General features: G+C 64.0%; 8 protein-coding genes. 2 read left to right on the top strand and 6 right to left on the bottom strand.

Annotation, left to right across the window (positions count from 1 at the left end):
• Positions 1-129: 129 nt before the first annotated feature.
• A complete protein-coding gene (locus tag OXI69_07135; protein MDE2665906.1) occupies positions 130-1,278 on the bottom strand; it encodes a HupE/UreJ family protein in 1,149 nt (382 codons plus the stop codon).
• A 192-nt stretch (positions 1,279-1,470) separates the two neighbouring features.
• Here OXI69_07135 and OXI69_07130 point away from each other — a divergent pair, with 192 nt between their 5' ends.
• A complete protein-coding gene (locus tag OXI69_07130) occupies positions 1,471-1,758 on the top strand; it encodes a hypothetical protein (GenBank protein ID MDE2665905.1) in 288 nt (95 codons plus the stop codon).
• Between the two features lie 45 nt (positions 1,759-1,803).
• Here OXI69_07130 and OXI69_07125 read toward each other — a convergent pair whose 3' ends face one another.
• The 5 genes from OXI69_07125 to OXI69_07105 all read right to left on the bottom strand — a co-directional run bounded on the left by OXI69_07125 (position 1,804) and on the right by OXI69_07105 (position 9,262).
• On the bottom strand, positions 1,804-2,931 hold the full coding sequence (locus OXI69_07125; GenBank protein ID MDE2665904.1) for a M20/M25/M40 family metallo-hydrolase: 1,128 nt from the start codon (positions 2,929-2,931) through the stop codon (positions 1,804-1,806).
• A 178-nt stretch (positions 2,932-3,109) separates the two neighbouring features.
• Positions 3,110-5,929, bottom strand: a complete 2,820-nt coding sequence (locus OXI69_07120) for a VCBS repeat-containing protein (protein ID MDE2665903.1) — start codon at positions 5,927-5,929, stop codon at positions 3,110-3,112.
• Complete coding sequence (locus tag OXI69_07115; GenBank protein ID MDE2665902.1) at positions 5,926-6,726, bottom strand: carbohydrate-binding family 9-like protein; 801 nt, start codon at positions 6,724-6,726, stop codon at positions 5,926-5,928. The genes OXI69_07120 and OXI69_07115 overlap by 4 nt, the downstream gene beginning before the upstream one ends.
• Before the next feature lie 197 nt (positions 6,727-6,923).
• The gene (locus OXI69_07110) at positions 6,924-7,400 is read right to left on the bottom strand and encodes a VOC family protein (GenBank protein ID MDE2665901.1); all 477 of its coding nucleotides are present in this window, start codon (positions 7,398-7,400) and stop codon (positions 6,924-6,926) included.
• Between the two features lie 140 nt (positions 7,401-7,540).
• Positions 7,541-9,262: a hypothetical protein gene (locus tag OXI69_07105; GenBank protein ID MDE2665900.1), complete on the bottom strand. Its 1,722-nt coding sequence runs from the start codon at positions 9,260-9,262 to the stop codon at positions 7,541-7,543.
• 543 nt (positions 9,263-9,805) lie between these two features.
• Here OXI69_07105 and OXI69_07100 point away from each other — a divergent pair.
• Entirely contained in the window at positions 9,806-10,354 is a 549-nt protein-coding gene (locus OXI69_07100) for a DUF4864 domain-containing protein (GenBank protein ID MDE2665899.1), read from the top strand.
• Positions 10,355-10,386 lie beyond the last annotated feature (32 nt).

The following is a 10,386-nucleotide window of genomic DNA, read 5'->3' as shown; positions in this document are numbered from 1 at the left end:
GGCTTGTCCTTTTCCCCTCAGCCCATCCATGCTCGCTCGACCGTAGTGACCGCTATGCTCTTCGCTCCCGAGCACGTGCTGAGGGGAAAATGCCTGCGCCATCATCACGCCCCAGGTGAGAAATGCGGGCTAGAAAAACACCCGCTGGATCATCCAGTAGGCGCCCATGGCGGCAATGGCCAGGGACCCGGGAATGACCACGGCCTTGCGGTAGCGGTCCGGATCGCGCAGCCAGATCGTCAGCAGCAGGCCGGCGGCGATCACGGTCAACTGGCCCAGCTCCACCCCCAGGTTGAATCCCAGCAGTCCCACCAGCAGGGCCGCTGCCGGCAGGTCCAACTGGCTCAGGGCCCCCGCGAACCCCAGCCCGTGCACCAGGCCGAAGACGAAGACCACCAGCAGCCGCCAGGGGGTGTACCTGGGATAGAAGATGTTTTCCAGGGCGATCACCACGATGCTTCCGGCAATGATCGGCTCCACCACCGAGGCGGGGACGTGCACCACCCCGGTGGCGGCCAGGCCCAGGGTGAGGGTGTGGGCCAGGGTGAAGGCGGTCACCTGAAGCAACAGGGGCTTCCAGTGCCGGCTGAGCAGGAAAAGGCCCAGAACGAAGAGGATGTGGTCCATTCCGAGGGGCACCACGTGCACGAAGCCCGAGCGAATGAAGCTGGTGAAGGTGGCCCAGTTGCCGGGGGCGGTGATGCCTTCGATCAGGTTCTGGTCGGGGTCGCCGGTTTCCGCCTGGGCCAGGTTGGCGAGGTCGAGGACCCGACTGGTCTCATCCGGGAACAGCACCTGGATTCCCCGCAGGATTTCCCCCTGGTAGTAGTTTAGAAACAGCAGGCTCAATTCGGCCTCGGGCAGGGAGCGGGCCTGGTAGCCCGTCAGTCCCGAGGTGTCCTTCAGACGCCAGGACCCGGTCATCATCACCGGATCGTCGGCCCGGGTGAGTGGCCGGCCCCGGAAGGTGGTGAACTCGAATTCCCATTCGGGCCGGGCCGCTCCCCCGGGCTCGAAGGAGAGCTGGAGGACCTTGTCGGCGTAGGCTCGCGCCTGGGCCCGCAATTGGTCCCGGTCCGCCTCGCTCAGCAGCAGGTAATCCTCCAGGAACAGATAGGGCTCGGCTTCCGGATCCTGGCTGAAGCAGCGGGTGTCCAGCTCGATCTTGATGACTGCCGAGCCGTCGGCCTCGAAAAAGGACCGCAGGGGCACGTCGGGGATGGGATGGGCGACGGCGATTGGGACGAGGGACAGCAGCAGCCAGAACCTCAGCGCCATCCTTGCAAGGATGGACGGAGCAGGGGTTCGGCTGGTTCGCGGGCCGCGGCCGGGCTCCGGGACCTGACCGGCATTTGGGACAGGGCAACTTGGATGTTGTCTCATGGCGCTCCCTATGCTTTACTATGAGTAGTTAGGTCCAAAGACAATTGGTATGCGGCCTGACCGCTGTCAGCAAATAAGGAGAATCCGATGAAACTCTTCGTTTCGATGATCCTGGCTGCCGTTCTTGCCTTTGGCGTCAGCCTGGGTCCGGCCTACGCCGGCTGTGGCAAGAAGGTGACCAACAAGGGCACCCTGAAGAGCGTGGATGCCGACAAGAAGACCATCGTGGTCGCCAGCAAGGGTGAAGAGACCAAGCTGTCTCTGACCATGGGCACCAAGGCCATCGGCGCCGACAAGGTTGCCGACATGAAGGGCAAGATGGTCAAGGTGATCAGCGAGCACGGCAAGGTGGATTCCGTCGCCTTGCTCAACTAGCTGGACGCAGCTATTAGAGCCGGTCAGTGGTTGAAACCGACACTTCTAACAACACCAGGTGCGGATGAACTCAGCATAGGTGTCCGCGCCTCGGTGTAGCTGCTCGACCGAAATCCACTCGTCGAAGGTGTGGGCCTGCTCCACGTCTCCCGGTCCGATCAGGACCCGGTTCTTGAGGTCAGTATAAACCGAAGCCTCGCTTCCGTACCCCACCGTACGAGCACTCTCCCGCCCCGTAACCTTCACTACTTCACGGACGAAAGACGACGTGGGGTCCACGTGAAAGGCTTCGTGCCCCCGGTCCACCTTCAGTTCCACTCCGCATTCTTGCGCCGCCCGGGTCACTCGTTCGATCAACCGGTCGGTGCTGGTGCTGGGCATGGGGCGGAAGCCGATGCGGCAGATGCTGATCGGCTTCTTGACGTTCATGGCCTCGGGGTAGTCCTCGATACCGATGTTCCCTCCCAGGGTCGGAGGGTCGAACTCCGGGTCCTGCCACTCGGGACTGCTCTGGGTTTCGTCGTAAAGCTCCTTCATCCTGACCAGGAAGGGAATCATGACCCAGTTGGCGTTCAGCCCCACCCTGGTGCTGGAGTGGGCCGACTCTCCCCGGGCCGTGGCCTCGAATGAGCACCCGCCCTTGTGGGCGTAGACCACGTCCAGCAGGGTGGGCTCTCCCACGATGGTCCTGGTCTGGGCTTCCACCATCTCCCGATAGAAAAGGGATTCCTCCTTGACTTGGATGGCCCCTCCGTACCCGACCTCTTCGTCGGCGGTGCAGGCGATGTAGACAGGTTGATTCAACTCACCGGCTTCGAAACGCTCGGCCGCGGCCAACATGCTGGCCACCGATCCCTTCATGTCGCAGGCTCCCCGCCCGTAGAGCTTTCCCTGCCGAACGGCGGGCGTGAAGGGTCCGTGATCCTCGGTGAACCAGTTGATGGCCGGCACCACGTCGGTGTGCCCGAAGTAGGCCATTCCGCCCCGCCCTTCGCCCTTTTTCCCCACCACGCTGGCCTTGCGGACCCCGTTCTCGTCCTCATACTCCAAGCGTTCGGTCCGACAACCCATCTGCTTGAGACGATCCTCCAGGTAGTCGGTCAGGGCCACGTTGCTGAGGCTGCTGGTGGTGTCGAAGGCGATGATATCTTGGGCGTATTGGAGGGCGTCCACGAATCGGTCCTTTCTGTTGACGACGTAAGAGGCATTCCTGCGGAAGAGATAGTCTACAACCGGCGGATGCCGGCCTCAAACCCTATTCCGTCTTGAATGGACAATCACCATGTGGGCCTTCGTGGATTGAGAACCGACGTCTCCGGCCATTGGTGAGAAATGGGCGATTGGCTCCGTATCATCCGTCGCCGACCTGGATGCTGACCTCCTCCAGCACCGGAGTGCTGCCCCCGTCGGGGGTGGTGAGCAGGGCGCGGTACTGAAGCCAGCGGTGACCGGGAGGCGGCGGGGGAAGTTCGGAGGGCTGCCGGTAGTAGCTGCCGGGGCCGGCCGGCCCTTCCCAGGAGGCGGTTCCCAGAGCTCCTTGCGTCGGCCCGCTTCGCAGTTGAAACTTGACCGCCGTCCCGTGGGGCGTTCGGGCACGCCAGTCGAGCCGGGAGGGGCGTTTGCCCGCCGGGATGCTCAACGGGGGCGAATGGTACTCCTCTTCCAACTTTCGGTGATAGATGTTGCCGACGTCGTGGCGGACGCTGAAATGAGGCCCGAAGGTCTGGATCCAGAGCCGCCTGGAGAAGGAATACCCCTGAGGGGATCCCCAGAAGATGTTGGTTCCGACCCCGTGGTCGCCGTCGCGCAGGTGGTTGAATGGGACGATATCCATCCATCCGTCCTGATTCAGATCGGCCACCGTGAGGGCCAGGGTCGATTCTCCGGGCAGGCCCGTCCTGCGGGACTCGCTGTAGCCCTCCGGACCGCCCCAGTAGATGAAGCAGGGCAGCTTGCGGGTGGTGTAGGCGTGATAGTTGGTCATGACGATGTCCAGGTAGCCGTCCTTGTTGAGATCGGCCACCGACTGCTCCTCCGACTCGTAGGCCTCCAGCCTCTGGCTGCGGGAGAGGTCGAATCCGTCGGCGCTACCCCAGAGAAGGGTGGCGTGGCGCATGGGGCGCCCGTGCCTGGCCATGTCGTAGACGCCCCCCAGAACCAGGTCCAGCCAGCCGTCGGCGTTGAGATCGGCGATCTCCACCGTGGAGGCCGAATGGACCTTGAGCAGGCTGTGATTGTCCCGGCTGTAGTCGCCGCCGCGGCTGCCCCAGAAGATGTCCACGTTCTCCCGGTCCACGTCGGGGAAAATCAGGTCCAGAAACCCGTCCTTGTTGAGGTCGGCGATGGCGGCGCTCTGGCTGATGTTGGTGTTCAGGCTCAGCTCGGTGCGCCGCCGGCCATTGAATCCGTCCTCTCCGCCCCACAGCAGGATGCCCCGGGATGAAGCCTCCTGACCGTAGGCCGACCCGGAGGGAATGACCAGGTCCAGGTAGCCGTCGCGATTGAGATCGGCCGTGGAGGCGCCGTTCCCCCCCTCCAGGTTCAGCTCCTCCCTCCTCTGGGCCCCGTAGCCTTCGGCGTGCCCCCAGTAGATCCAGCCGTTGGGAAAGGCGATGTCCGTCCAGCCGTCCCGATTCAGGTCGGCGATGGCCGGCACCGCGCCAATGGCTCCCGGCACCCTCGAGACGGATGCGGCCGAGTAGTGGTGGCGTGGATTACCCCAGTAGATCAGGGAGTCGATGGCATCACGCGAGCCGCTGTTGCGGTTGACCAGCACCAGGTCGGGAAAGCCGTCCCGATTCAGGTCGGCGCCCTGGAGACTGACGGGGCCGAACCCCTGTAGCTGCAGCCTGTGGGCCGGGTCGAAGCCCTGGGGACCGTTCCAGTAAATGTAGGAGGGCACGTCGTGGGTGCGGGCATCGCCTTCATTGGCAAAGGCGACGTCGATCCAACCGTCCCGGTTGAAGTCGGCCGCCACGGCATCGCTGGCGTCCAGGGTGGGCAGGTCGGTCCGCCGTCCGGTCTCGTACCCCTGCGGGCCACCCCAGTAGATGGTGGAGGGCTTCTCGCCCCGGTTGGCCAGGATCAGATCGGGAAAGCCGTCCCGGTTCAACTCGGCGACTGTGCATCGAACCGCGCCGGCGGTGGGCAGCTCGGACCAGGGTTTCGCGGGAAAGTCTTGGGTTCCGCCTTTGAAGAGCTGGGCCCGGTCGTCGCGGTGAGTCACCACCAGGTCCGGGGCGCCGTCCCGGTCCAGGTCAGCCAGGCGCAGCCCCACCGGGTCTCCGCCCTCCATGCGGTGGCGCCGCTCGACGGAAAAGCCATCGGGGCCGCCCCAGTAGAGAAAAACGCTCTTCTCCTCATGGTTGTTGTTCACGAACAGCAGCTCGGGGAAGCCATCCCGGTTGAGGTCGCCGGCGGCCACGTCCAGGGCGCTGATCGAGGGCACCACCGTCCGCCTCTGGCTGCTGAAGCCAGTGGGACCGTTCCAGTAGATATAGGACTCCAGGTGTTGGGCGGTCCCGAAGCGTTTCCAGCCCTCGATGCCGTGGTTGGCGATGGCCAGGTCCACGAATCCATCCCTATTGAAATCGGCCGCCGCCACCGCGCTGCCCAGCAGGGTAGGCAACAGCGTTCTCCGGTTGGGCTGAAATCCCTCCCGCGACCCCCAGTAGATCATGGCGTCGGTCTCGACCCCGTAGTTGTGAATGAAGTTGCAGAAGACCAGGTCCAGGTAGCTGTCCTGATTGAGGTCCACCAGCAGGGAACGCCCGCCGCCCTTGCTGGGAAGCCGGGTCACGCCGGCCTCGCGCTGGCGAATCTCGCTCAGCAGCTTGCCCAACGGCTGCTGGTCGGGCAGGTCGGGAAGCAGGGAACGGAGTCCTCGCGGTCCCCCCCAGTAGACGAGAACATCCTCGCTCTCCACCTGGTTGTGGTCCTGTCCCACGAACAGGTCCAGGAACCCGTCGTTATTCAGGTCCCAGCGGTGGATCATCTCGACGGATCCGTCCCGGCCGACGTAGAGATTGGCGCCCCCGTCGGCCAGCGTTCCCCGCGAGAAATCCTCGAAGCTGGAGTGTCGCACCCAGGGCTGGTGGGAAACTGGACCGGAGGCGGCCGACAGCAGCAGCCCCGCCCCCAGGCACCCGGCGATGATGGAGGTTTTGGTCATGGTTGGGATGGGGCTGGCGGCGGCCCCTTGAACTTCAGGGGACCGTAGACCTCGTAGGAGTGGAATCCGCCGCTTTCGGTCACCGGGGCGGTGGCGGTATTCCGCGGCTGTTCCCAGCGCCCGTCATAGTCATACCTGCAGGCTGCCGCCTTCCAGACCTCCCCCTGCTTCGGGATGGAGTTTCCGGCATGATGCAGATCGGCCAGGGGAAGGGCCAGCTCCAGGGACCATCCTCGGTCGTCGTCCTCCGGATTGTTGAGAGTGCCGTCCACGGCCACCGCCACCCGGAGCCCGCTGTCCCAGGCCGTGGCCTCGTCCAGGGGGGCGCCGCGCTTGACAAAGTAGGCGTCGAAGATCTGGTTGCTGGGGCTGAACTCGAACTCGTAGTAGAGCGGAGAGGACTCCAACGGCTTGATGAAAAGCTCCAGCACGTCCTCCTCCCACAAGCGGGCGTCGCGGCCGGTCAAGGTGGAGCCCACATCTCGATCCTGGGCCGTCATGGCCACGAAGAGCTCCTTCCCGTCCCAGAGGAACCGGGCCGAAGCCCGCGTCGGGGACACCGGATTGCCCACGCCGTCGAACCGGAGCGGGATCTCCGGGGCCTGCCGCCAGGCCGGCTCGTCCGGGCGCCCGTCGATCTCGATGGGATCGCTGGTCAGGTAACAGGGAATGGGGTCTGCTTCGGCCGGCGGCGGGGCGCTGGCCTCCGGAGCCGGATCGACTTCCGGAGCGGGCGCACAGGAGCCGCAGAGCAGAGCCACAAGCAGCGGGGAAAGGATTGGGTTTATGCCTTTCATGAATTCGACCTCTTCAATCAGGGAACGGTTTCGTCTGTGTTGCCCGGGTAGTGGAAGCCTTCCCCCGGACCTGAAACGGATTCGGACTCGATCGGTAGCTCCCCATTGTCTCCAAAGTCCGACCGTTGCGCCAGAGACGCCGTTCGGATGCGACGCCAATCGGATCGAGTGGGAAGTCACCTCTCTTTCCTGAGAGACTAGTCCGACACGCCAGCCTCTTTCATCGCGGCCTCGGCCCGCTTCGCCATCTCCTCCTCGGAAACGTCCTCCACGTGGGTGCTGATGGTCCACACGTGGCCGAAGGGATCGGTCAGCGTTCCGGAACGGTCTCCGTAGAACTGATTCTGTAGCGGGCGAAGTTCCTTGCCACCGGCTGCAATTGCCTGCGGGTATGTCGTGTCGACGTCATCGACGTAGACCATCAGGGTGACGGAGGTTCCTCCAAGCGACTCGGGACCCCTGTAACCCATGTCGGGATATTCATCGGCGAGCATGACGTGGGAGTCCCCGATCTTGATCTCGGCGTGCCCGATCTTGCCACCCGGAGCCTCCATGCGGAACAGCTCCACGGCGCCAAGGGCCTTCTTGTAGAACTCGATTGCGGCGGCCGCGTCCTTCAGGATCAGATAGGGAGTGACTGAGTGGTACCCCTCGGGAATGGGTGAAACCGGCATGGTGCATGTCTCCTTGGTTAAGTCCATGATGGCAAATGACGCCACCGCTGCATCGGGGGAATAGTGCCTCCGGGTGGCGAATTGTACTCGGCGAGGCTGGCACTTGGCCAGTTTGTCCCGGAATGCACGACTATTTCACCCTACGACCGGTGTAGCACCGTGTCCCGCAGGGGCAGGCTGGGACCCAGGTCGGGGTCCTCGTTGCGATGGTAGTTCCTGCCCATCAGGTAGCGGATTTCCAGTTCCACGTCGTGCAGCAGAATTTCGGGAATGATGGTGGCGTCCCGGTGTTCCAGTAGAACCTCCACTTCGTTTTTTCCCTTCCGAGGCCAATGGGAGGCATCCAGGCGGTAGACGAACCAGTAGCCGAAACCCCCGCCCCGGTTGGGAGTGCTCATTCGGTAGAGCTGGTTGATCTTCCGCAGTCCCGAATCCGGCAGGGACCGGCCGTTCAGGCGGAAGACCAGCCGGTCCAGTTGATTGGTGTTCATCACCCGAAACCTCAGCAGCACCTCGTGGACCCGGTTGACCCGATTCCAGAAGGGCAGGTCGTCGCTGACGGGAAGTTCCAGGCGCAACGGTTCGCCCTGTGCCAGCTTGCGGGGCAGGGGCATCCCGGGTTCCCAGGGCGGGGATTGGTAGCTGCCCGCGGTCGGGACGAGATAGAGCTTGTCCTTGGGGGCCATGATGTCGGGATGGGGAATTTCCCGAAGCTGTTCGTAGAAGGCGGCCCGATAGGGCCAGTTGGCCCCCTGGAACCACTGGTTGAGGTAGATGCCGTCGACCCCCTGATCCCAGTAGTTGCAGGCCGCTGCCCGGATCATTTCAATCGAGCCGTTGGACAGGCGGTCGGAGTCGACCATGCTGTTGAGCACGGCGAAAACGCGGGTTGAGGTGCCCCTGGCCGCCTCCAGCAGGGGCCGGTAGTCGGCCGCATGGTCCACCCGACCCCAGTAGACCCCGAAAGTCTCGCCAATGACGACGTCCACGATCCCCTGCCGCATCCACTCCCTTACGTCCAGGCCCAGCCCCAGGCAGGTGTCGAGGTCTCCGGGGACCCGGATGGCCAGCTCACGATCCTGGCCGGTCTTCTTCAGGGTCCGGTGGATCCGCTCGATCCAGGCAGTCATGAGGGGACGGCCGGCCTCGACTTCATCGGGATGGAAGAAGTGGGGCGAGGGGCTCTGATAGGCCAGCGTCAGTTCGAATCCATCCACCGGGTAGTTCCTGAGCACCTCTTCGATCAGGGCGAAACGCTCCTCCCGGACCTCCGGATGCTTGAAGTCCAGGCTGGTGAGTCCGGAGAACTCCGGATCCAGGTCGCCGCGGGCGCCGATCTCCAGGTGCTGGTTGTCCAGGCGGAAAAGGGAGCTGCGCACGTCCTCCTCGCGTGACCCGCGCCTGCCCTGGTTCACCAGCAGAGCGGGATAGAGCAGCATGCCCTTTTCGTGGGACCGCTCGCAGAGCACCTGCAACTGATCCAGCCCGGCCTCCAGCAACGAACTCGCGTTCTGTTGGGCGCGCTGGAAGACCACGTGGGGCCACTTGCGGACGTGGTGTCCGAACACCTCTCCCACCTTCGTATCGTGAAAAAAGGTGCGGCCGTCCGCCAGGCAAAAGTTGAGCACTTCCACCGAGGTTTCTACCAGCTCATCCACGGCAGCTTCCACCTCCTGTTTCTGAATGGGGGGCTCGTACATGTACATGAGGGGATGGCGGCTGTCGTGGTAGAACATAATGCGCGGCTTCTTCGGGGCGGCCCCCGACCGTGGCCGAATCGGATTGGCCGACGCCGCTGGGGCCAGCAGACCCGGAGCCAAACCTGCGGCCAGTGCGGTTCTCACGAAATCGCGTCGTTTCATCGAAGCCTCCTTGAGGGGTGGTTGGGATGAGTATGGCTGGGGTCCATTTCTATCAAACGCTCCAACCGGAGAAAAGCATTCCGTAGTGACCATGCGGGGAGTTCGCGGACACTTCGCCTGAGACTCGCCTTGTTTCACCCCCGAAGGACCCGCCGGCAAATCGAGACGGCACCGCCCGGGAGCGCGGGCGTCCCGCCCGCCTGCTATCCCGCTGGGTGCCGCTCAGTTTCCCTGCGATGAGGCACGCGGCCACCGTCACGGCGGGAGCGGCATAGGCCCGGTCGAAGCAGACCCCTGGCGCCGTCGCCGGTCGACCCGGGTCGAGGAAATGGGCGAGGCCTTGCCAGTGTTGTGCGGGCGGGACGCCCGCGCTCCCGGGGGGACTTCATCCCATGACATCGTCCCACCGAGGGAACCCCCTGATCAATGGGTGCAAGCCGCCTCTCGAGGCGCTATACTTGCCACCCTAAATCTAACTGGGAACCACGAGAGGCAAAGGCGCCGCGCCACCGGACCCCTGTCTCTTGAAGGCAGCGCAATGCCATGAAGTGTTGCAGCCGGCCCCTGGCCCGTATTCTTGCGATGGCCGCCGCCGGAACAGTCCTGATCTGGTGGGTCTTGAATCCCTCGGACGGGAGCCGGCTTTCGGCCGGTCTGCAGGCTGCCACGGAAGCGATCGGAGCCAAGTCGGAGTTGCGCCCGCGGCCTGCTTACCCGCCGGAAAAGGTGGTGCGCATCCAGATCGAGGCCCTGGGAGACAATGACCGGCCCCACCCGGATGCCGGAATTGAAATCACCTTCCGTTTCGCATCGCCGGCCAACAAGAAGGCCACCGGCCCCCTGCCGCGCTTTATCGAGATGGTGCACAATCCAGCTTACCGGCCCATGTTGAATCATGGCGGGGCCCGCTATGGTAAACTCAAGCGGGAGGGGAATCAGGCCTCCCAGACGGTCATCCTGAAGGCAGGGGACGGCAGCCGGGTGGGCTATCTGTTCCAGTTGTCACGGCAGTCCGAAGCTCCCTTCAAGGACTGCTGGATGACCGACAGCGTGATGCGTTTCGAGGTTCGAGAGGATTACCGGCAGGTCTGAACTCGGCTGCGGTCGCCGCCTTGCATCCGGCT

This window comes from Acidobacteriota bacterium, from assembly GCA_028875575.1.
GTDB lineage: Bacteria > Acidobacteriota > Terriglobia > Versatilivoradales > Versatilivoraceae > Versatilivorator.
The sequence above is the reverse complement of the archived record's forward strand: the minus strand, read 5'-3'. Positions and strand labels throughout refer to the sequence as shown.

Coding starts and splice junctions, on each gene's coding strand:
- OXI69_07135 (MDE2665906.1), bottom strand. CDS start 1,278: ATGGCGCTGAGGTTCTGGCTGCTGCTGTCCCTCGTCCCAATCGCCGTC.
- OXI69_07130 (MDE2665905.1), top strand. CDS start 1,471: ATGAAACTCTTCGTTTCGATGATCCTGGCTGCCGTTCTTGCCTTTGGC.
- OXI69_07120 (MDE2665903.1), bottom strand. CDS start 5,929: ATGACCAAAACCTCCATCATCGCCGGGTGCCTGGGGGCGGGGCTGCTG.
- OXI69_07115 (MDE2665902.1), bottom strand. CDS start 6,726: ATGAAAGGCATAAACCCAATCCTTTCCCCGCTGCTTGTGGCTCTGCTC.
- OXI69_07110 (MDE2665901.1), bottom strand. CDS start 7,400: ATGCCGGTTTCACCCATTCCCGAGGGGTACCACTCAGTCACTCCCTAT.
- OXI69_07105 (MDE2665900.1), bottom strand. CDS start 9,262: ATGAAACGACGCGATTTCGTGAGAACCGCACTGGCCGCAGGTTTGGCT.
- OXI69_07100 (MDE2665899.1), top strand. CDS start 9,806: ATGAAGTGTTGCAGCCGGCCCCTGGCCCGTATTCTTGCGATGGCCGCC.